The 24,670-nt window shown below is 67.6% G+C and carries 21 protein-coding genes and 1 pseudogene; 11 read left to right on the top strand and 11 right to left on the bottom strand.

The features are described 5' to 3' along the window. Positions 1–21 precede the first annotated feature (21 nt). Positions 22–711, bottom strand: coding sequence for a hemolysin III family protein (locus tag M7H19_RS07455; protein ID WP_298178717.1), 690 nt, complete (start codon positions 709–711; stop codon positions 22–24). 95 nt (positions 712–806) lie between these two features. On the opposite strand from M7H19_RS07455, the gene M7H19_RS07450 reads away from it, so the two are divergent. Then, complete coding sequence (locus M7H19_RS07450) at positions 807–1,586, top strand: isoprenyl transferase (protein WP_298178715.1); 780 nt, start codon at positions 807–809, stop codon at positions 1,584–1,586. Positions 1,587–1,951: 365 nt separating this feature from the next. Next, positions 1,952–3,322 (top strand): PhoH family protein, encoded by a 1,371-nt coding sequence (locus tag M7H19_RS07445; protein ID WP_298178710.1) that lies wholly within the window; start codon positions 1,952–1,954, stop codon positions 3,320–3,322. A gap of 134 nt (positions 3,323–3,456) precedes the next feature. Here the strand turns inward: M7H19_RS07445 and M7H19_RS07440 are convergent, their stop codons facing one another. After that, complete coding sequence (locus M7H19_RS07440) at positions 3,457–4,896, bottom strand: GuaB1 family IMP dehydrogenase-related protein (protein ID WP_298178707.1); 1,440 nt, start codon at positions 4,894–4,896, stop codon at positions 3,457–3,459. 226 nt (positions 4,897–5,122) lie between these two features. Between M7H19_RS07440 and M7H19_RS07435 the strand changes: the two genes are divergently transcribed. Then, a complete protein-coding gene (locus M7H19_RS07435) occupies positions 5,123–5,698 on the top strand; it encodes a TetR/AcrR family transcriptional regulator (protein ID WP_298178704.1) in 576 nt (191 codons plus the stop codon). Positions 5,699–5,723: 25 nt separating this feature from the next. Here M7H19_RS07435 and M7H19_RS07430 read toward each other — a convergent pair whose 3' ends face one another. Beyond that, positions 5,724–7,121 carry a class II fumarate hydratase gene (locus M7H19_RS07430; protein ID WP_298178702.1) on the bottom strand — a complete coding sequence of 466 codons (1,398 nt, stop codon included), beginning with the start codon at positions 7,119–7,121 and terminating at the stop codon, positions 5,724–5,726. A gap of 114 nt (positions 7,122–7,235) precedes the next feature. Between M7H19_RS07430 and M7H19_RS07425 the strand changes: the two genes are divergently transcribed. After that, positions 7,236–8,225: an NAD(P)/FAD-dependent oxidoreductase gene (locus tag M7H19_RS07425; RefSeq protein ID WP_298178700.1), complete on the top strand. Its 990-nt coding sequence runs from the start codon at positions 7,236–7,238 to the stop codon at positions 8,223–8,225. A gap of 82 nt (positions 8,226–8,307) precedes the next feature. On the opposite strand, the gene glpX is transcribed toward M7H19_RS07425, so the two are convergent. The 4 genes from glpX to M7H19_RS07405 form a co-directional block, all read right to left on the bottom strand. Next, positions 8,308–9,360: a class II fructose-bisphosphatase gene (glpX, locus tag M7H19_RS07420; protein WP_298178697.1), complete on the bottom strand. Its 1,053-nt coding sequence runs from the start codon at positions 9,358–9,360 to the stop codon at positions 8,308–8,310. Positions 9,361–9,489: 129 nt separating this feature from the next. Continuing rightward, positions 9,490–9,771, bottom strand: a complete 282-nt coding sequence (locus M7H19_RS07415) for an exodeoxyribonuclease VII small subunit (protein ID WP_298178694.1) — start codon at positions 9,769–9,771, stop codon at positions 9,490–9,492. A gap of 112 nt (positions 9,772–9,883) precedes the next feature. Beyond that, complete coding sequence (xseA, locus tag M7H19_RS07410) at positions 9,884–11,143, bottom strand: exodeoxyribonuclease VII large subunit (RefSeq protein ID WP_298178691.1); 1,260 nt, start codon at positions 11,141–11,143, stop codon at positions 9,884–9,886. Next, positions 11,136–11,705 (bottom strand): lipid droplet-associated protein, encoded by a 570-nt coding sequence (locus tag M7H19_RS07405; RefSeq protein WP_298178689.1) that lies wholly within the window; start codon positions 11,703–11,705, stop codon positions 11,136–11,138. Before M7H19_RS07405 ends, xseA begins: the two co-directional genes overlap by 8 nt. Before the next feature lie 118 nt (positions 11,706–11,823). On the opposite strand from M7H19_RS07405, the gene M7H19_RS07400 reads away from it, so the two are divergent. Continuing rightward, the gene (locus tag M7H19_RS07400; protein WP_298178687.1) at positions 11,824–12,807 is read left to right on the top strand and encodes a 4-hydroxy-3-methylbut-2-enyl diphosphate reductase; all 984 of its coding nucleotides are present in this window, start codon (positions 11,824–11,826) and stop codon (positions 12,805–12,807) included. A 74-nt stretch (positions 12,808–12,881) separates the two neighbouring features. Here the strand turns inward: M7H19_RS07400 and M7H19_RS07395 are convergent, their stop codons facing one another. Both M7H19_RS07395 and rmuC read right to left on the bottom strand, forming a co-directional pair. Continuing rightward, complete coding sequence (locus M7H19_RS07395) at positions 12,882–13,901, bottom strand: DUF6542 domain-containing protein (RefSeq protein WP_298178683.1); 1,020 nt, start codon at positions 13,899–13,901, stop codon at positions 12,882–12,884. A gap of 270 nt (positions 13,902–14,171) precedes the next feature. After that, positions 14,172–15,089, bottom strand: coding sequence for a DNA recombination protein RmuC (rmuC, locus tag M7H19_RS07390; RefSeq protein ID WP_298178681.1), 918 nt, complete (start codon positions 15,087–15,089; stop codon positions 14,172–14,174). A gap of 174 nt (positions 15,090–15,263) precedes the next feature. Here rmuC and M7H19_RS07385 point away from each other — a divergent pair, with 174 nt between their 5' ends. Both M7H19_RS07385 and M7H19_RS07380 read left to right on the top strand, forming a co-directional pair. Continuing rightward, positions 15,264–16,427 carry an exonuclease SbcCD subunit D gene (locus M7H19_RS07385; protein WP_298178678.1) on the top strand — a complete coding sequence of 388 codons (1,164 nt, stop codon included), beginning with the start codon at positions 15,264–15,266 and terminating at the stop codon, positions 16,425–16,427. Next, positions 16,424–19,384 (top strand): SMC family ATPase, encoded by a 2,961-nt coding sequence (locus tag M7H19_RS07380; RefSeq protein ID WP_298178676.1) that lies wholly within the window; start codon positions 16,424–16,426, stop codon positions 19,382–19,384. Before M7H19_RS07385 ends, M7H19_RS07380 begins: the two co-directional genes overlap by 4 nt. Here M7H19_RS07380 and M7H19_RS07375 read toward each other — a convergent pair. Both M7H19_RS07375 and M7H19_RS07370 read right to left on the bottom strand, forming a co-directional pair. Further along, positions 19,361–19,873, bottom strand: a complete 513-nt coding sequence (locus tag M7H19_RS07375) for a methylated-DNA--[protein]-cysteine S-methyltransferase (RefSeq protein ID WP_298178673.1) — start codon at positions 19,871–19,873, stop codon at positions 19,361–19,363. The two genes, M7H19_RS07380 and M7H19_RS07375, sit on opposite strands and share 24 nt — an antisense overlap. After that, positions 19,870–21,423: an AlkA N-terminal domain-containing protein gene (locus tag M7H19_RS07370; RefSeq protein WP_298178670.1), complete on the bottom strand. Its 1,554-nt coding sequence runs from the start codon at positions 21,421–21,423 to the stop codon at positions 19,870–19,872. Before M7H19_RS07370 ends, M7H19_RS07375 begins: the two co-directional genes overlap by 4 nt. A gap of 96 nt (positions 21,424–21,519) precedes the next feature. On the opposite strand from M7H19_RS07370, the gene M7H19_RS07365 reads away from it, so the two are divergent. From M7H19_RS07365 to M7H19_RS07355, 4 genes and pseudogenes are all read left to right on the top strand, one after another. Next, a complete protein-coding gene (locus tag M7H19_RS07365; RefSeq protein ID WP_298178668.1) occupies positions 21,520–21,882 on the top strand; it encodes a hypothetical protein in 363 nt (120 codons plus the stop codon). Positions 21,883–22,010: 128 nt separating this feature from the next. Next, positions 22,011–23,093, top strand: a complete 1,083-nt coding sequence (gene ychF / locus M7H19_RS07360; protein WP_298178666.1) for a redox-regulated ATPase YchF — start codon at positions 22,011–22,013, stop codon at positions 23,091–23,093. A gap of 539 nt (positions 23,094–23,632) precedes the next feature. After that, on the top strand, positions 23,633–23,884 hold the full coding sequence (locus M7H19_RS18590; RefSeq protein WP_363321342.1) for a winged helix-turn-helix domain-containing protein: 252 nt from the start codon (positions 23,633–23,635) through the stop codon (positions 23,882–23,884). Between the two features lie 643 nt (positions 23,885–24,527). Next, a pseudogene (locus M7H19_RS07355) lies at positions 24,528–24,670 on the top strand (CopG family transcriptional regulator); the annotation flags it as partial.

Below are 24,670 nucleotides of genomic sequence, written 5' to 3'. Positions count from 1 at the left end.
TCCGGACCCCGGAAAGCCCTGCTAGGCGTACATCGCCAGCCAGATCGCGATGTAGTGCGTGATCGCCGCCGCCACCGTGCAGGCGTGGAAGAACTCGTGATATCCGAACGTTTCGGGCCAGTAGTTCGGCCAGCGGGTGGCGTAGAAGATCGATCCCACCGTGTAGAGAGCCCCACCGACGAGCAGCAGCACCAGCGCCGCCACACCGGCGTTGTGCGCCAGTTCCGGCAACACGAAGATCGCCACCCAGCCCAGCGCGATGTAGATAGGCACGCCGAGCCAACGCGGCGCCGTCGGCCACAACATCTTCAACGCGACGCCCGCGACCGCGCCACCCCACACCACGCCCAGCACGATGTAGCCGGTCGGCTGGGACATCGCCAGCAGCGTGAACGGTGTGTACGTACCCGCGATGAACAGAAAGATCATCGAGTGGTCGGCGCGTTTCATCCACGCGTACGCCCGGGGGCTCCAGAACCTTCGGTGGTACAGGGCGCTCACCCCGAACACGCCGAGGACCGTGACGCCGTAGATCGACGTCGCGAGTGCGGCGAGCCCGGACACGGTCGATGCGGCCAGTGCGATCAGCGTGGCCCCGGCCGCGACCGCCCCGAAGAAACTCCAGAAATGGATGTAGCCACGGAAGCGGGGACGGGTGTCGACGACTTCGGACAGCGGGAGTTCGGTTTGATCGTGCGTCGCTACGCTCACAGAAAGAAGGCTACGGAACCGTAGGTTGGTTCGCACAGTCCCTGAATGGGAGTACAACGAAACTCACTTTGCCGCCAGGCGTACGCTGCCGTGATGTGAGTCTTCGGTCGTTCCTCTCCCGCGTGGTCTACACGGTGTATTCGTGGCGGCTCAAGCAGCAGGCCGCGGGTCGGCAACCGCGTCACATCGGCATCATCCTCGACGGCAACCGCCGCTGGGCGCGCGAGGCGGGGTTCACCGACGTCAACGGTGGTCATCGGGTGGGCGCCCGCAAGATCGCGGACTTCCTCGGCTGGTGCCGGGAGGCCAAGGTCGAGGTCGTCACGTTGTGGCTGTTGTCGACCGACAACGTGCGCAACCGTTCCAACGAGGAGGTCGCCGCACTCCTGGAGATCATTCCGGACGTCGTGGACGAACTCGCCAAACCGGGCAATCCGTGGCGGTTGTCCATCGTGGGCGCGCTCGACATGCTCCCCACGGACGTGGCTGCGAGGCTCACCGCCGCCGCGCAGCGCACCGACGGGCGCAACGGCATGATCGTCAACGTCGCCGTCGGTTACGGCGGGCGCCAGGAGATCGCCGACGCCGTGCGCAAGTTGCTGCAACAGCACGCCGACGAAGGCACGTCCCTCCAGGAACTCGCCAAGACCCTCGACGTCGACCACATCTCCGAGCACCTGTACACCTCGGGGCAACCGGACCCGGACCTGATCATCCGCACTTCGGGTGAACAGCGGCTGTCCGGTTTTCTGCTGTGGCAGTCGGCGCATTCGGAGTTCTGGTTCACCGAGGCGTATTGGCCCGCGTTCCGGCGGGTCGACTTCCTCCGCGCTCTACGTGACTACGCGGTTCGCCACCGCCGGTACGGCGGATGAACTTCCGGTGAACATCCGAAGTCTCATTCGACCGTGTCGGCACGCCTGCACGAACCGTGAGTTCCGTCACTGGTGATTCACCTGGCTGGCTGCCTGCGTGAAACACGCGTCGCAGGTAGCTTCCGAAGTGGTGGCACACGAATCGAGGTGGGCCACCACGGGAGGCCCTGGTCGTGGCAGTGATGAAGCGAACGGCGGCGACGCTAACCGTGCAGCCGCTTCCGAAACGCGCGAGGGGGCCGGCACCGGGCCCTCGTGGCCGCATGCGCTGACACCGGCGGATGTCGGATGTGCGACCAGCCAGGGCAGTGCCCGGCCCAGCGAGTGCGGGGCGTGGTGCCGACGCCCCTGAGGGAGATGCCGTCGTGACTGCGCAGCGTTTGCCCCGAAAGGACTCCGGCCGCTCATCCGACTCCGGCGACACAGCCGACCGAACCACCCGCACGTACGTGTTGGACACCTCGGTTCTGCTGTCGGACCCGTGGGCGATCACCAGGTTCGCCGAACACCACGTGGTGTTGCCACTCGTCGTGATCAGTGAGCTGGAGGCGAAACGCCATCACCCCGAGCTCGGGTGGTTCGCCAGAGAGGCCCTTCGGCTGCTGGACGAACTCAGGCGCACGCACGGCCGCCTCGACGTTCCCGTGCCGATCGGCGAAGAAGGCGGCACGGTGCACGTGGAGCTGAACCACTCCGACCCCACAGTGCTGCCCCCGGGTTTTCGCACCGACTCCAACGACCACCGCATCCTCGCGTGTGCGTTGAACCTCGCTACCGAGCGTAAAGAGGTGTCGCTGGTAACCAAGGACATCCCGCTTCGGGTGAAGGCCGGTTCGGTGGGACTGACCGCCGACGAGTACCGGGCTGACGAGGTGACCCCCTCCGGATGGACGGGCATGGCCGACCTCGACGTGCCCGCCGAGGCCATCGACGCCCTGTTCGCGGGGGGAGAGGTGGACCTGGCCGACTTCGGTCGCCCCGAGGCTCGCGAGCTGCCGTGCAACACGGGCCTTCGCCTGCTGGCCGGCACGACGAGCGCTCTGGCACGGACCACGCCCAGCAAGAGAGCACGACTCGTACGCGGCGACCGCGAGGTGTTCGGCCTCCACGGGCGGTCGGCGGAACAGCGCATCGCACTGGACCTGCTCATGGACCCCGACATCGGCATCGTGTCCCTCGGCGGACGGGCGGGCACGGGGAAGTCGGCGCTCGCGTTGTGCGCGGGTCTCGAAGCCGTGCTCGAACGCGGGATGCACCGCAAGATCGTGGTGTTCCGCCCGGTGTACGCGGTGGGAGGCCAGGACCTGGGCTACCTGCCGGGCACCGAGAACGAGAAGATGCAGCCCTGGGCTCAGGCCGTGTTCGACACTCTCGGCGCGGTAGTGAGCCAGGAAGTGATCGACGAGGTGTTCGACCGCGGCATGTTGGAAGTGTTGCCGCTCACCCACATCAGGGGTCGGTCGCTGCACGATTCGTTCGTGATCGTGGACGAGGCACAGTCGCTGGAACGCAACGTGTTGTTGACCGTGTTGTCGCGGCTGGGCACGGCGTCTCGGGTGGTGCTGACCCACGACGTGGCGCAGCGCGACAACCTGCGTGTCGGCAGGCACGACGGTGTCTCCGCCGTGGTCGAGAAGTTGAAGGGGCACCCGCTGTTCGCGCACCTGACATTGACGCGTTCCGAGCGATCCCCGATCGCCGCGTTGGTCACCGAGATGCTGGAACACCACGGGTGACCCGCCACCGCTGACCGTGTCCGCAGTCTGTGTAGTCGTGTCCGCAGTCTGTGGCGTTGTGTTCGCACGCTGTGTCGTCAGCGCCCGAGTCCTCGTCCGTGTCCGTGTCCATGCCGCGGACACGGACGAGGGCGTCACCAGCCGGTGGGAAGAGGACGGCCCTCGGTGAAACCCGCCGCCGACTGCACGCCCAGTACCGCGCGCTCGTGGAACTGTTCCAACGTGGCGGCCCCCGCGTAGGTGCACGCCGAACGCACACCGGCGGTGATGGAGTCGAGTAGGTCCTCCACACCGGGAGCCTGGGGGTCGAGCGCCATCCGGGAGGACGAGATGCCTTCCTCGAACAGCGACTTGCGGGCTCGTTCGTAAGCGTTGTCGGAACGCGTGCGCGCGGTGACGGCCCGCTTGGAGGCCATGCCGAAAGACTCCTTGTACGGCCTGCCGTGCTCGTCGTAGCGCAGGTCGCCGGGCGACTCGTACGTGCCCGCGAACCACGATCCCACCATGGCCGCCGACGCACCCGCCGCGAGAGCCAACGCGACATCCCTCGGGTGGCGGATACCGCCGTCGGCCCACACGTGTTTGCCGAGCTCGCGGGCCGCGGCCGCGCAGTCGAGCACCGCGGACAGCTGTGGGCGTCCGACACCGGTCATCATGCGTGTCGTGCACATCGCGCCGGGGCCGACGCCGACCTTGACGATGTCGGCACCCGCCTCGATGAGGTCACGGGTGCCTTCCGCGCTCACCACGTTGCCCGCGACCACGGGCACGGACGGGGACACCGAGCGGACGGCTTTGAGCGCGGCCAGCATCTTCTCCTGGTGACCGTGGGCGGTGTCCACGACGAGGACGTCGACCCCGGCTTCGAGGACGGCCTCGGCCTTGGCGGCCACGTCGCCGTTGACCCCGACGGCGGCCCCGATGCGCAGGTGGCCGTTCGCGTCGACGGCGGGGGTGTAGATGCCGGCTCGAACAGCTCCGACCTGGGTCAACACGCCCACGAGACGGCCGTCGTCGTCCACGCCCAGGGCGAGTGTCTCGCCACGTTCGTGAAGCCGCTCGTACACCTCGCGTGGCGGTGTGTCGAGCGGGACTGTGAGGACCAGCCGATCCAGTACGTCGGTGAGCCGGGCGAAGCGGTCGACCCCGGCGCACGCGGCTTCGGTGACGATGCCGAGGGGACGGCCGTCGTCGTCCACGACCGCCACAGCACCGTGGGAACGCTTGCCCACGAGGTTCAAGGCGTCGGCCACCGCGTCCCCCGCGCCGAGGACAAGCGGGGTGTCCCACACGAGGTGCCGGCTCTTCACCCATGCCGTGATGTCGGCGACCGCGCCGGGATCGACGTCCTGGGGAAGGATGACGAGTCCACCACGCCGGGCGACGGTCTCCGCCATCCGTCGCCCGGCGACGGCGGTCATGTTGGAGACCACGATCGGGATGGTGGTGCCCGTGCCGTCGACGGTGGAGAGATCGACGTCGAAGCGTGACTCCACCGCGGAGCGGTTGGGCAGCAGGTAGACGTCGTCGTAGGTCAGGTCGTGAGCGGGCCTGTGGCCTTCCAGAAACTGCACGATGATCCAGCGTACGCGGTCGGAGGTGGTGGTGTCAGCGTTTGCCGGGTGGGTGCCCGGTTTCGGGACACGGATGGGGGAACGCGGAGAGAACAGTCTCCTCGGCGTTCGGCCGCGGGACCTGTCTCGGGGACCGCGTGACTTCCTGCGTGACTTCGTCGCGGGCGGCGGCTTTCGCGGGGCGGTACGGGTCGGCGGGTGTGAACCGTGGGTATACCGTCGACGCATGAGTGACGACCTCGTACTGACCCCGGATGCCGAGCGAGTGCTCGAAGTGGCGGGAAGGCTGTTCTACGACAACGGTATTCACGCTGTCGGGGTCGAACGGATCGCCGACGAGGCAGGTGTCACTCAAGAAGCGCTCCACGGTTGCTTCGGCTCCAAGGACGAGCTCATCGGCCACTACGTGAAGCGATGGGACGAGCGCTACCGCGAACATGTGCGCGCGGTGGTCGAACGCCGGGGCCGGATCTCGCCCGCACGGCGCCTGCTGCTGGTGTTCGACGCCGTGGAGGAGTGGATCGCGACGGAGAACCCACGCGGGTGCGTGTTCGTCAACGCGCAGGCCGAACTGCCCGACGCGGGCCACCCCGCCCGCGAGGTGATCCGGGCCCAGAAGCAGTGGATGTTGGATTACCTGCGGACTCTCGCCCGGGACGCGGGTGTCCGCAACGCGCGCAAACTGGCGACGTCGCTGTTGATCCTGCTGGAGGGTGCCGTCGTCACCGCCTCGTTCGGAGTCGTGCCCGGCGCGGTGGGCAATGCCAAGGAGGTGGCCAGGCAGCTCGTCGAGACGTGCTGACGAACCGCCCGGCCCGACTCTTCGCTCAACGGTTGCCGCGCGCCATCCTCAGCACGTCCAGCGCCTCGTCGAGTTGGGCTTCGGTGAGTTTCCCGTTCGCCACGTGCCCGCGTTCGATCACGACGTCCCGAATGGCCTTGCGTTCGGCCAGCGCCTGCTTGGCCACCGCGGCGGCTTCCTCGTAACCGAGATAGGCGTTGAGCGGCGTGACGATCGACGGCGAGCCCTCGGCGTAGGCGCGGGCGGTGTCGACGTTGACGGTCAACCCGTCGATCACCTTGTCCGCCAACAGCCGGGACACCGCCGCCAGCAGCCGAGCCGACTCCAGCACGTTGCGGGCGATCACGGGCAGATTCACGTTGAGTTGGAAGTTGCCTTGCGATCCGGCGAACGCCACGGCCGCGTCGTTGCCGATCACCTGCGCCACGACCTGCAGAGCGGCCTCGCAGATCACCGGGTTCACCTTGCCCGGCATGATCGACGAGCCCGGCTGAAGGTCCGGCAACGCCACCTCGGCCAAACCCGCGCGTGGACCCGATCCCAGCCAGCGCAGGTCGTTGGCGATCTTGTGCAGCGAGACCGCCACCGTGCGGAGATGTCCCGAGGTCTCCACCACGCCGTCCTGGGTGGCCTGCGCCTCGAAGTGGTCCCGCGCCTCGACCAACGGCAGACCCGTCACCTTGGCGAGCTCGTCGGCCACCGCCCCGCCGAACCCGGGAGGAGCGTTGAGCCCCGACCCCACCGCCGTGCCACCGATGGGCAGCTCCGTGAGCCGGGGCAACCCGCTGCGCAGGCGCTCGATACCGAATCGCACCTGTGCCGCCCATGCCCCCGCTTCCTGGCCGAACGTGATCGGCACGGCGTCCATCAGATGGGTACGACCGGCCTTCACCACGTCCCGCCACTCCGCGGCACGCCGTTCGAGCACGGACGCCAGATGGTCCAGCGCGGGTATCACGTCGTTGAGCACGGTCTCGGTCGCCGCGATCCGGATGGTGGTGGGGAATGTGTCGTTCGACGACTGGGAGGCGTTGACGTGGTCGTTGGGGTGCACTTCCCGGTTCAGGGACCGCGAGGCCAGGGTGGCGATGACTTCGTTGGCGTTCATGTTCGACGAGGTCCCCGAACCGGTCTGGAACACGTCGATGGGGAAGTGTTCGTCGTGCCTGCCCTCGGCGACTTCGTCGGCGGCGGAGGCGATGGCGGCGGCCAGTTCGCCGTCGAGTACTCCCAGACGCGCGTTGACCCGCGCGACAGCAGCCTTCAACAACCCCAACGCACGGATCTGGGAACGTTCCAGACCACGGCCGGAGATCGGGAAGTTCTCGACGGCACGTTGGGTCTGTGCGCGGTAGAGCGCGTGGGCGGGCACAGCGACCTCGCCCATGGTGTCGCGCTCGATCCGGTACTCCTGTTCAGCCATAGGGCCCAGTCTCGCGCAGCTTCGACGCCCCCGCCGTGTGGTGTGAAGCACTAGGATCGCCACTGCCATCGCAGACAGCGCAGACAGCGCGGGTGACGAGAGGGGCGATGGGCTATGAGCTCGTCCGAGACGTTGACGGCCGACCTGCTCATCGTGGGCGCGGGTCCCACCGGTCTGTACGCCGCGTACTACGCGGGTTTCCGCGGCCTCTCCACGGTGATCGTCGACTCCCTGCCCGAGGCGGGTGGCCAGATCACGGCGATGTACCCCGAGAAGATGATCTACGACGTGGCCGGGTTCCCCGCCGTGCGTGGCCGGGATCTCGTGAAGGCGCTCGTCGAACAGGCAGGTCAATGGCAGCCCACCTATCTCCTCGGCAGGCAGGCCGACGAGCTGCGCACCGTGGACGACGGTCTGTCGGTGGGCCTCGCCGGCGGCGAGGAGATCCGTGTGGGGGCCGTGCTGGTCACAGCGGGCATCGGTGAGTTCACGCCGCGGCCCCTGCCCGCGGGCCAGGAATGGCTCGGCAGAGGGCTCGTGCACTTCGTGCCCGCCCTCGACGCCCATGCCGGACAGGACATCGTGGTGGTCGGGGGCGGTGACTCGGCGTTCGACTGGGCGCTGGCGCTGCGACCGATCGCGGCGAGCGTCACCCTCGTGCACCGCAGAGCACGGTTCCGCGCGGCCGAGTCCGTCGTGCGGCAAGCCTACGCGGAAGGGATCCGGGTGATCACCGACGCTGAGGTCACCGCGTTGCGAGGCGACGAGGGCACCGGCGAACTCGCGGAGGTCGACATCGAACTCAAGGACGGAACGCGGCTGAACCTGCCCGCCCAGACCGTCGTGGCCGCCCTGGGGTTCACAGCCGACCTCGGTCCCATCGAAAGCTGGGGACTACAGGTCGAACGACGCACCGTCAAAGTGGACACCACGATGGCCACGACCCGCGAACGCGTCTACGCCGCCGGGGACGTGGCGTCGTACCCCGGCAAGGTCAAGCTCATCGCCACCGGGTTCGGGGAGGCGGCCACGGCGATCAACAACATCGCCGTGGCCCTGGACCCGAGCGCGAAGCTTTTCCCGGGGCACTCCACCGACGTCTGAAAATGCCGTGTCCGCAGGTTACGTCGTCGTGTCCGCAGCCTGCGTCGCCGTGTTCGCAGTTCGCGTAGACCCGTTGGGCTGCTCAGGGCAGCGGGGGCACGGCTTCGTCGCTCGCACCGCCGAAATCCACCGACGAGTACGAACGCAGCTTGGTGAGCCGGTGGTACCCGTCGATCATCCGAACGGTGCCGGACTTCGAACGCATCACGATGGACTGTGTGGTCGCGCCACCAGCGCGGTAGTGCACACCACGCAGCAGGTCACCGTCGGTGATGCCGGTGGCGCAGAAGAACACGTTGTCGCCCCGCACGAGGTCGTCGGTCGTCAACACCCGATCGAGGTCGTGGCCCGCGTCGATCGCCTGCTGCCGCTCCTCGTCGTCCTTCGGCCACAACCTGCCCTGCAGCTCGCCGCCGAGACACTTCATGGCGCACGCCGCGATGATGCCCTCCGGCGTGCCGCCGATACCGAGCAGCATGTCGACACCCGTGGTCGGCCGTGCCGCCGCGATCGCGCCCGCCACGTCGCCGTCACTGATGAACCGGATACGCGCCCCGGCCTCGCGTACTTCCTTGACGATCCGCTCGTGCCGGGGACGGTCCAGAATGCACACCGTCACATCGGACACACTGCTGTGCTTGGCCTTAGCGACCCGGCGGATGTTCTCCGCGACCGGCGCCGACAGGTCCACGGTGCCCGCCGCCTCCGGGCCCACGGCCAGCTTCTCCATGTAGAACACGGCGGACGGGTCGAACATCGCGCCCCGCTCGGCCACCGCCAGCACGGCGAGCGCGTTCGGCATGCCCTTCGACAGCAAGGTGGTGCCGTCGATGGGATCGACCGCCACGTCGCACTCCGGTCCGTCGCCGTTACCGACTTCCTCGCCGTTGTACAGCATGGGCGCTTCGTCCTTCTCGCCCTCGCCGATCACGACGACACCCCGCATGGACACGGTACCGATCAGTTGACGCATCGCGTCTACCGCGGCCCCGTCACCACCGTTCTTGTCGCCCTTGCCGACCCACCGGCCCGCGGACATCGCGGCGGCCTCGGTGACTCGCACGAGTTCCATCGCCAGGTTGCGGTCCGGGGCCTCACCGTGGTGCGGGGCTCGGGCTGACTGGCTGGCGGTCATGGTGCCTCCCGATGATGTTGTTCGAGCGCATCGTTTTCTCTACCTAACGGGGTGGACACCCGACACGCCCACTCCCGTGTCACAGAGATCACGAGACGGCACGAGCCGTTACGGCTCTTTTTCCGAGTCCTAGCCCTCGGCGGCTTCGTCGCTGTCCTCCGCAACGCCCTCGGCATCGGAGGGGTTTTGCTCCACGGTAGCCAGCGCCGCATCGATGCGCTCGCGGGCGCCTTCGAGATGCCGCTCGCACAACCGGGCCAGTCGCTCGCCGCGTTCCCACAGCGCCAGCGACTCCTCCAGGGACAGGCCACCGGCCTCCAAATCCTTCACGACTTCGATCAGCTGGTCCCGGGCCTCTTCGTAGCCGAGGTCGGCCAGCTCGTCATCGCCTGTGTCGTTCGGTTCGCTCACGGTGCTCGTCCAGGCTCGTCTCGGAAATCTTGTTCGCCCGCGCCGGTGCGTGGGGCTCGCCGCGCACACTACCGCGCCGATCAGGCCGTACGCGACGAACGCCCGCGCGCCGTCACTGTTCGGGTTCTCCCGCGGTCGCTCGGATCGCTCCGTCGGCGACCCGTACCCGCAACGGCGTCCCCTCGGCCACCTCGGAGACCGACCGGAGCACCCGGAATTCGCCTTCCGAGTCGAGATACTGCACGACCGCGTAGCCACGCTCCAACGTGGCCGCCGGGCCCAGCGCCGCCAGCCTCGCGCGAGCCGATGCGAGCGCGGACTGCTCGTGCCCCACAGTGGTGAGGATCGCGCGCCGTCCCCGCTCGACCTGGGCCTCGATCTCGTCGGCACGGCGCTCGATCGGCCCCAGCGGATCAGCCAGCGACGGCCGACTGCGGATCTGTTCCAACAGTCGACGTTGCGTGTCCACCCAACCGTGGAGCGCACGCCGCGCACGGTCCCGCAGCTGCTGGATCCGGGCGGTCTCCTCGGCCACGTCGGGCACGACGGTCTTGCCCGCATCGGTCGGGGTCGAGCAGCGACGGTCGGCGACGAGGTCGAGCAGCGGCGAGTCCGGCTCGTGCCCGATCGCGCTCACCACGGGGGTGCCCGCCGCGGCCACCGCGCGGCACAACGTCTCGTCGGAGAACGGCAGCAGGTCCTCGACGCTGCCGCCTCCCCGTGCGATGACGATGACGTCGATCTCGGGATCCGCGTCCAGGGTCTCCAGCGCACGCAAGATCTGCGGCACCGCGTTCGCCCCCTGCACCGCCGTGTTGATGACACGGAACGCGACCGCGGGCCAACGGGCCTGGGCGTTGACGAGCACATCGTGTTCGGCCGCCGACGCCCTGCCGGTGATCAGGCCGACTCCCTTCGGCAGAAACGGAAGTGGGCGCTTGCGTTCGGGTGCGAACAGTCCCTCGGCCGCCAGTAGCTTGCGCAGTCGCTCGATCCGGGCCAGCAGCTCGCCGATGCCGACGGGACGGATCTCGTCGGCCCGCAGGCTCAGCGTGCCCCGGCCGAGGTAGAACGACGGTCGGGCGTGCACCACCACGCTCGCACCGTCCCGCAACGGCGGGTCACACGCCCGCAACAGCCGCGCCGGGCACGTCACCGTCATCGAGACTTCGGCGGCCGGGTCACGCAACGTCAGAAACGACGTCTGCGTACCGGGTCGTGCGGAGATCTGGGTGATCTGCCCCTCCACCCACACCGCACCGAGCCGGTGGATCCAGTCGGCGATCTTGCGGGCCACCGTGCGCACAGGCCACGGGTTGTCGGAGGTGGAGGGGGCGGCGCCTCCACGGGGCCGTTCGGTGGAACTACTCACTCTCCGCCGACCCTTCGGCCTGACGCACGACGTTGATCCGTCGGGTGAGCATCCCGATGAACGACGGACGATTGGCGTGCTCACGTTCGTAGGCGAGCAGTTCCTCTAACTGATCCAGGGACAGCGACCGCAGCCGTCCCCGCACCTGTGGAAGCGTGAGCTCGTCGTAGCCCGCCATGCCCGCAGGGGTTCCTTCCGGACTGTCGAACTCGCCGTCCGCGTGGTCGGCGGCGAGAGCGCGCTCCTCCTCGGCCCACGGGTCGTCCTGTTCGGTGCCGGGCCGGGTAGAGCCGCTCTCGTCGTCGGCGAAATCCTCGTCGAGCTCCTCGTCGAAGGTCGCCCATTCCGGGGTCTCTTCGGGCCGGCGCAGGGACGACAGCGCGTCGTCGCCCTTGATCGCCAGCTCGGTGACGTGCTGCTGAACCCGCATGGACACCTGCAGCACCTGGCTGGCCATCGTGACGGGAAGTTCCAGGAGCTGCTTGGGCAGCCCACGCGCCCGCTCGGCCGTCGTGACAGCCAGGCCGGCGGCTACCCGGAGCGGGAACGGGACATGTTTCATACTTCCAAGCCTGCCGCACATCACCCCTCCCGCCCAACCTGATCGATCAATCTGTGTCCGGCATTCCTCCGTGATCGTCCTGAGCATGCGTCGGAGGGTCTCCCGTACGCTGGGTGGCATGAGTACAGCGAGCCCCACCTCGAACGGCAAGCGTGTCCTACTGGCCAAGCCGCGCGGCTACTGCGCCGGAGTGGACAGGGCTGTCGTCACTGTGGAGAAGGCCCTGGAGAAGTACGGTCCTCCCGTTTACGTACGTAAGGAGATCGTGCACAACAAGTATGTCGTGGACACGCTGCGCAAACGTGGCGTCATCTTCGTCGACGAGACCTCTGAGGTGCCCGAGGGCTCGCTGGTGGTGTTCTCCGCACACGGTGTGTCGCCCGCCGTACACGCCGAGGCGGAGGAACGCAACCTCCGCACCATCGACGCCACGTGCCCACTGGTGACCAAGGTGCACAAGGAGGTCAACCGCTTCGCCCGCGATGACTACGACATCCTGCTCATCGGCCACGAGGGCCACGAGGAGGTCGAGGGCACGGCCGGTGAGGCACCCGACCGGGTTCAGCTCGTGGACACCCCGGAAGACGTGGACAAGGTGACCGTCCGTGACCCTTCCAAGGTGGTGTGGTTGTCGCAGACCACGCTCAGTGTCGACGAGACCATGGAACGCGTGAACCAGCTCAAGGAGCGCTTCCCCGAGCTGGCCGACCCGCCCAGCGACGACATCTGCTACGCGACGTCCAACCGCCAGTTCGCGGTGAAGACCATGGCCGCTGAGTGCGATCTCGTGCTGGTGGTGGGTTCACAGAACTCGTCCAACTCCAAGCGTCTGGTGGAGGTGGCCCTCCAAGCCGGTGCTCGTGACGCTCACCTGATCGACTACGCGCACGAGCTCGACGAGAAGTGGTTGGAGGGCGTGGAGACCATCGGTGTCACCAGCGGCGCTTCCGTACCCGACGTGCTGGTCATGGAGCTTTTGGAGAAGCTCGCCGAACGGGGCTGGGAAGACGTGCAGGAGGTCACCACAGCGAACGAGAAGATCACGTTCGCCCTGCCTCGAGAGTTGCGCGACGGAGGGCGGGCTCGCAGCAGCGTGCGGTGACCTCACGGCTGTAGCAGGCGTGAAGGCCGTCGCCGACCGGTGACCTCGGAATATCGGGATGCCGGGGACACCGGTCAGCGACGGTCGTCGTCCCAGGGGCGTCCACCACGCGGGGGCGGATTGTTGCCCCGAGGACGTCCACCGCGCGGCGGTTCCGCCCGTGGAACGCCCCGTGACGGCCCGGCCTCCGGTTGCCTACCGCGGGGTGGGGGTTCCCTGCGCGGCGGTGGTTCCCTGCGCGGTGGCTGCTCACCGCGCGGTGGCTGTCGCCTGCGGGGTGGTTCGTCACCACGGGATGGTGGGGGCACCCTGCGACCACGGTTCGCCGGCGGCTGGGCGCGGTCGTTCTCCCGCCGTCCCTCGTCGCGTTGACGGGGATCCCCCTGGGGCGGTGGCGGCGCCGGACGCCTCCGAGGAGGGGGCCCCTCTTCCTGGGGGCCGCGTGCCCGTTGAGGGCCGGGGCGTTCGCGGCGAGGCGGTAGTGGCGGCGGGGCCGGCTGCTCGTCGGGCCTGCCCGCACGGCGTTCCCGCCGCGGGTCCGGCCTACCGGCGGCTTCGGGCCCACTCCGCCGTGGCCGAGCCTTCTCTCGGACGTCCTCGCGCGGTGCGGCATCGCGGGATGCGGCATCGGACGCGTCCTCGTCCGGCTTCGGCTTCTTCCTGCCCGAGGGTTTCTTGCCGCTCGTGTCCTCCGCCTCGACCGTCGCGTCGCCACCGCGCTGCTTGATCATCCGAACGACACCCACGAGGACCGTCGCCACCGTGGTGCCCGCCATGATGGGGAAGCTGTTGATGAGCGGGGTACCGATGGCCAGTGCCTTCGACAGCATGTCGCTGCTTTCGGGAAGACCCGACGCCGTCAGCACGACCAGCGGAACGGCGACTGCCATGCTCAATGGTGGTTGCACCATCGGACCGAACAGACTTTTGCGCTGTACCGCGAGGACAGCTCCCAACGAACCCACGACATAGCAACCGTGGAAGATCACGAACAGGCTGTCGGTGACGATCTGGTCGACGAAAGCGCCGACCAAAGTCAGCCCGAATCCCAACAACACGGCACCCCACCAGGGGATGCCTTGGCGTGAATTCATGGCGGAGCGCCTGTCCCACGGAGGTGCTGCGGTCTTTTCCTCAGGCTCAGTGGCCTCCGAGCTGCTCCGGCGGTCACGAATGGCGGTCACGAGGCATCACCGTATCCCCTGCGCGTGGAAAACCGATGACCCGCCAGGATCACGGCCTGGACATATCGAACCCAAGGTGAGTTTCGGGGATGATCGGGATGATTTGCCACCGTTGTCGGCGGTCGTTCTGTTGCGGACGGCACCTCACCATTGTCGATACCGATATGTCGGTCGCTGAAATCAGGTGGCGGACATTTCGTCCGTTCTGCGGACCTCCGGAACGGGTGACGGGCTTGCCGCCGCGTCGGTCAGCGGGGTCACCTGTGCGCGGAAGCTTTCGAGGGCTTCGGCCTCGCGGCGCCGTGCGGACAGGAAACGCTGAAGATGCGTGCTCGACAGATTGAGCGCTTCGATGGCGTTGCCCGCCGCCCGATGGGCTGCTGCCGCCTGTGAGCGGACCTTCTCGACATCGTCGGCCAGCGTGCGCTCCGTGGCGGCGAACAGCGCAGCCGAGGCCACGACCGCGAAACCCGTCGGTCCGCAGAGGAAGATCCTGCGATCCAGCAGCCACCGAAGCAGCTCCGGGTCGCAGTCGAGTGCCGCCACCACGGCCGCGTCGGAGGGTACGAACATCACCGTGCCGTAGATGGCGTCGGCCCAGCGCTGGTAGTTCTTGCCCGACAGTTCGGCCGCGCGTGACCGTAGGTTGCGGACGTGGACCCGGAGTGCGTCGAGGCGCTCCTCGGGATCGTCGGTCTCGACCGCCTCGGCCCAGCACGCGATGCTGGCCTTGGCGTCCACGGGAACGGTGCGCCCGCCGCCCACCATGAGCAGCAGGTCGGGTTTGGCCGCTCCGCCGCCCGCGACGTCGGTCTGAATCGTGAAATGCAATCCCTCTCGGAGGCCGAGTGCCCGCGCGGTCTCGACCAGCACCTGTTCGCCGAGCTCTCCCCGCCCGCTGATGGAGGCGAAGGCGACCTCGTAGCGGCGCAGCGCGGCCTGTTGAGCGTCCACTTTGGCGCGCTCGGATTCCACCTGCTTGGCGGCTCTGTCAGCGCGGCGCATTCCGTCCTGATACAGCCGCCACAGCAACGCCACTGCGACCGCCAATAGGAGAGCGACCACGATGGCGGCGGTGGTGACGATCGTCGAACCCACCTGTTTCCCGTCCTTCCCCCGTGCAGTCGGTGCGCATCGGCATGACTTGTTTGCTCGCCTCATCATGGCGCAGTTCGACGTCGACGTCGCCCATCGTGAAAATCGAACACACGTTCGAGTGATAAGTCGGGGGTTGTGTGTGGTCTCGTCGGTCGGAGGTTCTAGCTTGGCGGCGTGCGACTCCTCCATACCTCCGATTGGCACGTGGGCCGGACGTTCCACGGCACCGACCTGCTCTCCGATCAGGACGCGGTGCTCCGCCACCTGGCCGAACTCGTCGAGCAGCTGGCCGTCGACGTCGTGCTCGTGGCCGGCGACGTCTACGACCGCGCGGTTCCGTCCGCCGAGGCCGTTCGCGTGGCGACGGCGGCCTTGCGTCGGCTCCGCGAAGCCGGAGCCCAGCTCGTGATCACGTCGGGGAACCACGACTCGGCGGCCAGGCTCGGCGCGTTCGCCGACTTCGCCGAGGCCGGTGGTCTGCACCTACGCACCACGATCGATGCCATCGACCGCCCTGTGCTGCTCGACGACGAGCACGGGCCGGTGGCGCTGTACGGCATCCCCTACCTCGAACCCGAGCCGGCGCGGCATGCTCTCGGGGTTCCCGATGCCCAAGGGCACACCGGGGTGCTCACCGAGGCCATGCGGCGGATCAGGGAGGACTTGGCGGCACGGGAGCCGGGGACGCGGTCGGTAGTGCTCGCCCATGCCTTCGTGACCGGTGGTGTGGGCAGTGATTCGGAGCGCACGATCGCGGTCGGCGGGGTCGAGCAGGTTCCCGGGTCCGTCTTCGACGGTGTGGACTACGTGGCTTTAGGTCACTTGCATGGGCCACAGCGGTTGGCCGAACACTTGCGTTACTCCGGAAGCCCTCTGGCCTACTCGTTCTCCGAGAGTTCCCGTAAGTCGGTGTGGGCCGTGGATTTGGACGCGCATGGACTGGCGGGAGTGGATCGGGTCGAACTCCCCGTGCCACGCGAGTTGGCGACCGTGCGAGGGCGGCTGGAGGAACTGTTGGAGGACGTCGCCTACGCGGAACTGCGCGAGTGCTACCTGTCGGTCACGCTCACCGATCCTGCGCGGCCTGTCGACGCCATGCGCAGGTTGCGTGCCCGATTTCCTTACGCGGTGCATCTCGACTGGCAACCCGACGGTGGTGGCGGCGCGGCACTACGGTACGCGGAGGCGGTGCGCGGGCGCACGGATTTGGAGATCGCCGAAACTTTCCTCGCCGACTGCCGTGGCAGCGAGCCCACCGAGCGCGAGCGCGAGCTGCTGATGGCGGCGTTGGAATCCGCGGGAAGGGCGAACCCCGAGCGGAAGGACACCACGCGATGAGGCTGCACAGACTGGAGGTTTGTGCGTTCGGGCCGTATTCGGGGCGCGAGGTCGTCGACTTCGACGCCCTGGGCGCCGACGGTCTGTTCCTGTTGCACGGCGACACGGGTGCGGGTAAAACCACGCTGCTCGACGCGGTGGCGTTCGCGTTGTTCGGATCGGTGCCGGGGGCTCGCGGGCAGGTGAAGCGGCTGCGGTGTGACCTCGCCGATGCCTCCACTCCCACCGAGGTGGTGCTGGAGCTGACCGTGCAGGGACACCGTTTGCGGATCGTCCGCAGTCCTGAATACGAGCGGCCGAAACGGCGTGGCGATGGGTACACCACACAGCAGGCCAAGGCGTCGTTGCTGTGGCTCAGTCCGCCACCCGACGGGGGAACGGCCGAGGCGGTCACCCGTATCGATGAGGTCGGCCGGGTCGTGCAGCGGTTGCTGGGAATGAACGCCCAGCAGTTCTTCCAGGTGGTCCTCCTACCACAGGGCGAGTTCGCGAAGTTCCTCCGCGCCGAGACCACGGAGCGCGAGGAGCTGCTGGAACGTCTGTTCGGAACGGAGCGGTTCGCGGCTGTCGAACAGTGGTTCCGTGATCGGCGGGCGAAGCGGAGAGCGGAGCTGGAAAACCGACGGGCCGGTGTGCGTGACTGGGTGGCCCGATTGGCGCAGGTGGCGGGCGAGGAGATTCCCGAGACTCCTGACCGGGACTGGGTGACATCGCTGCAGCGGCGGGCCGCTACCGAAGTCGACACGGCGCGGCAGGAGGAATCCGAGGCGCACGAGGCATGGGAGAAGGCGCAAACGCTGCTGCAGGAGCGCAGGGCGGCAGCGGAGCGGGTGCGGCGTGTCCGAGCGGCCCACGACCGTCTCACCGAATTGACACAGCGTTCGAAGGAGCGGCTCCGGTGGTCCGCCGAGGTGGAGGCCGCCAGGCGTGCTGCCACGGTGGCCGAGCTGGCGGCCGAGGCCGAGACAGGAATCGAGCACCACGACCGGGCGCTCTCGGAGGAGGAAGCGACGGCACGGGCCTGTCACGAACTCGGGTTCACCGAACTCGATCTCGACGTGTCCGAGTTGCGCGACCGGGCAGGCGCATTGAGAGAGGAGGCCGGTGGACTCTCCGGACTGGTCGAACAGGCACAACGGCAACACGCCGACCGGCAGCGTCTGACTGCACTCGACGAGTCGATCGCGGACGCCAGGGAACGCATCGCGGTCGTCCAGTCGAAGTTGGACGGACTTCCCAAGCGCGTGAGCGAGTTGACCCGGCAACGTGAGCTGGCTGTCGAGGCGGAGGCCAAACTCGACGGTGTACGGGCCAGAGAGGCGGAGCTGACAGCGCTGCTCGTCGACGCCGAGGCGTTGCCGGAGCTCGACCGGGAGGTGGAGGACGCCCGCGCGGCCGAGAACAGGGCTGTCGAGGCGTTCAACGAGGCCAGAAAGGCCCTGCTCGATCTACGGGAACGTCGCCTCGCGGGTATGGCGGCCGAGCTGGCGGGCCGACTCGCGTCCGATGAACCGTGCCCGGTGTGTGGATCGGAGCAGCATCCCGCGCCCGCCGTGGCGACCGACGATGCGGTGGGTGAGGAGGAGGAAAGAGCCGCTGCCGAGCGTGAGGCGGAGGCCGAGCGGCACAGGGAAGCGGCTACAACGAAACGATACGAGGCTCACCGTCGCCGGGACGCCGCCGCCCAACGGTTGGGGGGACGCGGCGCCGATGAACTCTCCGAGGAGCTCGCGTCCGTCCGTGGAGAGCGTGAACGGCTCGGCGAGCACGCGGGTAAGTCGGACGCGCTCGCGGCGGCGGTGCAGTCGGCCAAGGAGGAGGAACAGTCCCTTGTGGCCGAACGTGCCGCTTATGAGAGGTCGCTGAGTGAGAGCGAGGCCGAGCGAAGCCTGGTGGCCGAGCGGATCGAGGAACGGGAACGCGCGCTCGTCGAAGCGCGCGGAGAGTTCCCCGACGTGGCCTCCAAGCGCGACCACCTGTTGGCACTGGGGCGAGCATTGGACCGGTTGGCCGACGCGCGTACTGCGGTGGTCGCCACGCGGCAACGCCGGGATGAGTGGCATCGATCGATTTCCGAGGCCGCTCAGCGCGCGGGATTCGGTTCCGTGGACGAGGCCGTGTCGTCAGTGCGTCCTCCCGAGCGGGTCGCTGAGCTGGAACAGCTGATCGCGGACACCGATGCCGAGGAAGCGGCGGCGAGGGGAGTGCTTGCCGAGCCCGACCTCGCCGGAGTATCCCCCACCGACGAGGTGGACGTCGCCTCGGCCGAGGCGACGGCGCAGGAGGCACGCAAACGGTCCGAGTCGGCGGTGGCCGCCGTGCGCTCGGCTGAGCACACCGCGCGCGAGCTGGACACGCTGGCACAGCGGTTCGGGGCCGCGCTGGACGAACTCGAGCCCATCGAGCGTGAGTTCGCCGAGCTCGACGCTCTCACCGACGTCGTCAACGGTCGGGGGCAGAACGCCCGTCGTATGTCTCTGCGTTCGTATGTGCTCGCGGCCCGGTTGGAAGAGGTGGCCGTGGCCGCTACCGCGCGACTGCGCTCGATGAGCCAGGGCCGCTACTCGTTCGTGCATTCCGACGCGGCGGGCAGTCGTGGAACTCGTGGTGGGCTCGGACTCGATGTGCTCGACGACTATTCCGGGATGGTTCGGCCCGCCAAGACGTTGTCCGGGGGCGAGTCGTTCCTCGCATCGTTGTCGCTGGCCCTCGGGCTCGCTGACGTGGTAGCCGCCGAGACGGGTGGAGCGCTGCTCGACACGTTGTTCGTCGACGAGGGCTTCAGCACGCTGGACGGCGAAACTCTCGACGTGGTGATGGGGGTTCTGGACGAACTGCGTGCCGGTGGCCGAGTCGTCGGTTTGGTGTCGCATGTGGAGGAACTGCGGCAGCGTGTTCCGACGCGACTGCGAGTGTGCAAGTCGCGCACCGGATCAACCCTCGTGATGGGCGGGTGATTCATGGTCGATTAGCCAGCGTTTGACATCCGTCCCCCAACGGAATCCGCCGAGCGTGCCGTCGGTGCGGAGTACACGATGGCATGGCACGAACAGGGCGGCTGCGTTGCGTGCACACGCCGACGCGGCTGCGCGGACCGCGGCGGGGCGTCCGGCCAGAGCGGCGAATTCGGTGTACGACACCGGTTTGCCCGCGGGAACGGTTCGCAGCACGTCCCACGCGTGTTGCAGGAACTCGCCTGATCGTTGCTGGACCAAGATGCCGTTCACGGCGTCGAGTTCGCCTGCGTGGTAGCGGCGGATGGCGGTGGTGACCGCGCCGAGATCGGAGCGGTGCTGTAGGCGTGTGGGCCGCAGAGCGGGCGAGACGATGCCGGTGAGTGCGGTGACGTCGTCGGTCCAGCCTGAGGCCAGTACGACGCCATCGGGGTCGACCACGGTCGTGAAGGGGCCGATCGGTGTGTCCTGTGTGGACCAATTTGCGATCATGGGATGTCCTTCCGTGTCATCGCATGGGGTGTACTGCCGGCCCGCCACAAATACATGCCCGCGTAGGACCGCCAGGGCCGCCAGCGTTGCGCGTGGTGGGCGAGGCCGTCGTGCGTGGAGTCGATACCGAGCGATCGCGCACCTCGCCGCAACGCATGGTCGGTGACGAGCAGGAGGTCGGTGTGGCCGAGCAACCGCATGAGGACGTAATCGGCGGTCCACGGGTTGATGCCGGGTGTGGCGAGCAGGTCGTGCCGCAGGTCCTCGGCATCGCGGCCGACATGAACGTCGAGGTCGCCTGAGGCCAGGGCGGCGGCGACCGATCGGATGGTGTTCACCCGATCCCGAGGCCCGGTGATCACCTCGGCCGCGTGTTCGGCGACCGCGGCCGAGGTGGGGAACAGCAGTGTGGGATCACTGTCCGGGTCCGACGACGGCGCGGCGGGTTCGCCGAGGCCGGTGGCGAGCTGTCCTGCCGTGGTACGGGCCGCCGTGGCCGGCAGTTGCTGTTCGAGCAGAGCCCTCAGCACCAATTCCGGGCCGTCCACGGCGCCCGGCACGCGGATACCCGGGGTCGCAGCGAGCCAGGGGGCGAGCGCGGGATCGGTCGACAGACACTCCAGCACCGCCTGTGGGTCGGCGTCGAGGTCCCACAGCCTGCGGACACGGGATACCGCGCTGGAGAGATCCCGCACGTCGGCGAGCCGCAACACGCACTCGACGTGTGTGGTGCGGGTGACCAGCCGCACTACGCCGAGGCCATGGGGGAGACGCAGCGTTCGGCGATAGTCGTGGCCGGTCGACTCGACGCCCGGCACGGCACGGGCGGCGAGGAAGTCCAGTAGCCCTGTGGCATCGAACGGTGGCCGAAAAGGTAACCGCAGGCACAGCCGGACACCGCTGGAAGGGGAGGGTGGAGTTGCGCGGCGGTTCCGGTGGCCTCGGTGGGCGGCTGTGGCGCGTAGCTGTGACGGTGTGGTGGCGAAGACCTCGCGGATCGTGTCGTTGAATTGCCGCACGCTGCTGAACCCGGCCGCGAAAGCGATGTCGGTGATCGGCAGATCCGACAGCTCGATCAGTGTTCGCGCCGAGTGAGCACGGTGTGCTCGGGCGAGTGCGAGCGGACCCGCGCCGAGTTCAGCGGTGAGTACGCGCCCCAGTTGCCGTTCCGAGTAGCCGAGCCGTCGAGCGAGCCCCGACACGCCCTCGCGTTCCACGGTTCCTTCGGCGATGAGTCGCATGGCTCGTCCGGCCAGGTCGGCGCGCACATCCCATTCGGGGGAGCCGGGTACGGCGTCGGGAAGGCAGCGTCGACACGCCCGGTAGCCACACGACTGGGCAGCGGCGGCCGTGGGGAAGAACTCGACGTTCTGTGGTTTCGGTGTTCTGGCGGGGCACGACGGGCGGCAGTAGATACCGGTGGTGCGCACGGCCAGCACGAATTGGCCGTCGAAGCGGGCGTCTTTCGAGCGGACGGCACGGTAACAGCGTTCGGTGTCGCGCCACAGCGCCACACTCGTCCTGGACATCCTCGCCGTCGCCTGGGTCATGCTTCGATCGTGCCCTCGTTTCAGGGAGGTGACTGGCGGAAATCGGACATCGCGGCCGGGGTGCGGTGGAAGTACCTCCAGCTTACGGTCAGGTGCATGACCGAAGGTATGCGTCGACGCCCGTTCCGCCGCCTCGCGACCGGTGCCGCCTTGGCCGCCGTCGTCGCGGCGGTGGGGCTCGGGTCGGTGGGTTGTGACGATTCGCAGGACGGCGGTGGCAACCAGGACGACCCCGGTAATCAGCAGGAGCGGAACCCTCCCGGAGACCAACGGGACCGCGACGGCGGCGACGACGGCCGCAACGGTGATGACGGTCGTGACGACGACGGCCGTGACGATCATGACGATCATGGCGATGGCCGTGAAGACGGCGGTGACGACGGCGGCGACGACGGCCGCGACGGCGACGAGGACCGCGACGACGGCGGCGACGGTGACGACGACGACCGTGACGGTTGAGCCCGCAGCGATGCCGGTGGTGGGGAATCGGAGGACCGCGTCGTGGTGCTGACGGCGACACGCCTGGGGATGGCGGTGATGGTGACGGCTGAGTCGTCCTTCTTCTCCGCCCCGTACACTGGCGAGTCGTGAGTCTGACCCTCGGCATCGTCGGTTTGCCCAACGTAGGCAAGTCCACTCTGTTCAACGCCCTGACCCGTAACAACGTGTTGTCGGCGAACTACCCGTTCGCGACGATCGAGCCCAATGTCGGGGTGGTGCCGTTGCCGGACCCACGCCTTGACAAGCTGGCGGAGATCTTCGGCTCGGCGAGGACCGTCCCGGCGACCGTGTCCTTCGTGGATATCGCGGGCATCGTCAAAGGGGCTTCGGAGGGCGCGGGGCTGGGTAACAAATTTCTGGCCAACATCCGGGAGGCCAACGCGATCTGCCAGGTCATCCGGGTGTTCGACGACCCTGACGTCGCTCACGTCGAGGGTCGGGTCGATCCGCTGGCCGACATCGAGACGATCAACACCGAGCTGATCCTCGCGGACCTCCAGACGTTGGAGAAGGCGCTGCCTCGGCTGGAGAAGGAGGCCCGCACCAAGAAGGAGAAGCGTCCGGAATTCGAGAACACGCAGCGCGCCAAGGAGATCCTGGATTCGGGGCGGACGTTGTTCTCGGCCCAGAACGAGGTGGATCTCGACGGGCTGCGGGAGTTGAGTCTGCTCACCGCCAAGCCGTTTTTGTACGTGTTCAACGCGGACGAGAACGTGCTGACCGACGAGGCGCGGCGAGCGGAACTCGCGCAGCTGGTCGCGCCGGCCGACTCCGTGTTCCTCGACGCCAAGGTGGAGTCCGAGCTGTTGGAGCTGGACGACGAGGAGGCCGTGCGGGAGCTGCTGGAGTCGGTGGGTCAGGAGGAGCCCGGGCTGCACGCGCTCGCGCGCGCAGGGTTCCACACGCTCGGGTTGCAGACGTTCCTCACGGCGGGCCCGAAGGAGGCCCGTGCGTGGACCATTCCGAAGGGTGCGACGGCTCCTCAGGCCGCGGGCGTGATCCACACCGACTTCGAGCGGGGTTTCATCAAGGCCGAGGTGGTTTCGTTCGAGGACTTGGTGGAGACCGGTTCCATGGCCGAAGCCCGTGCCGCGGGCAAGGTCCGGATGGAGGGCAAGGACTACGTCATGGCCGACGGCGACGTGGTGGAGTTCCGCTTCAACGTCTAGCAGTGAAACAGGGACTTCCATCATCGCTGGTCAGGTATGTCAAACGCGCAGGCCAGGCTGTGATACCCGGTTTTGACATGCCTGATATGCCCTGCAGTGTTCCTTAGTGTTCCCTAGCTCGTGCTGATTTGGTGCTGACCCGCGCTGACCCGGATCAGCGCGGGTCTCACCGTTCCTAGGCATCTCGGAAGAGCTTCGCGAGCTGCATCAGCTCGTAGGCAGCCAGGTTGAAGTCGAACTTGTCCACAGCGCCACGGCTCACCGCTCGTGACAAGTCATCCAGCCAGGAGATCGTCTGCCTGATCTGACTGCAGATCTCCGCACGTTTCTCGTGCGGTATCTCTACCTCTCCACAAACGTCTTGGAGAGCTTCCTTGGCATCTCTGGCGTACTCATCCCTGCTTCGTTGCCCTTGGTCTGGATAGTGGCCAGTCATGCCGGAAACCCCCACGTCACGACAAGACATCATAGGACAACATAAGGCATCTTGTGATGTAGTGCGATGAGCGGGGATGCGATGAGCTATCTAGCGTCGAGTTATGGCATGGGAGGACCGATCCGACAGGATCGAACACGAAGGGCCTGATCTTCTCTGGGAGCAGGTCGCTGACGATCTCCGTGCCGATATCAAGTCAGGTCGCCTAGCGCCTGGCTCACGTCTTCCCAACGAGCTAGAGCTTGCCACGATCTACGGCGTAGCCAGGGTGACTATCCGGAACGCTCTTGCATCCCTACGGCGTGAAGGGTTGATCATCGTGACCCGGGGAAGGGGCACATTCGTTCGTAAGTAGGGGTTAACGCTCCGGCGCCGGAGGGGGAGGAAAGCTGAATCCCCCTGGGCAGGCATTGAGTGCATGACAGCAGTCCACGGCCTGACCTTAAGGGGGAGATATCCGTAGGTCGTCGGCGTCGGTTGCGTCGTCCGCACAGCTTGTTACGGCTGTGCCGCTCCGGGGAATCAGGGCAGAGCTACGTCGGTGGGTAGGTTGCCTTAGTCTTGCCTGCACCGCTTCCACAGTGGAGGCGGGGTGCGTCTAGACCTCACGTGTGCAGGCTCCAGCGCGGAGGACCTCTAACGGCTGCTTCGCGGCTGTGAACCGTGGCCTGGACTAAAGACTTGCCGCCCACCTGCCGGTTGTGACGTCGGGGACGTGTGCTGTCCCGGCCCCTTCTGAGTGGGTTGATTGAGCATTCTTGGCTCTCAGCCCACCTTCGTGCCCGCCGGTGTCGGGAAGTGGTGTCGAGGTCGTCGAGCGGGCCGTCGTGCTGTTTCGGTCACTCGGGTTCCCTGCAGGGTGGTCAGCGTTCGCTCGATGCGGAGCCTGCGGGCAGGTGTGCGATGTGCCGTTCGAGGACGGCGACGAGGTGGGCCGGGGGGTTCGTGCCGTCTCGACGTCGGGAAACGGTGATACCGAAGTGGTATCATTTCCCGTTATGGCGATGACCCTGCGGTTGACCGAGGAACAGGAACGGGCGCTTGCCCTGCTCGCACGGGCCGAGGGCATCAGTAAGCACGAGGCTGCCGCGCGTGCGATCACCGAGGCCGCGGCCCGGCGTGTCCGCGACGAACGGGTGAG

Origin of the sequence: Saccharomonospora sp. (genome assembly GCF_027317685.1) — a bacterium.
Lineage (GTDB): Bacteria > Actinomycetota > Actinomycetes > Mycobacteriales > Pseudonocardiaceae > Saccharomonospora.
Note: the sequence above shows the minus strand (reverse complement) of the source record. Positions and strands in the feature narration are given on the sequence as shown.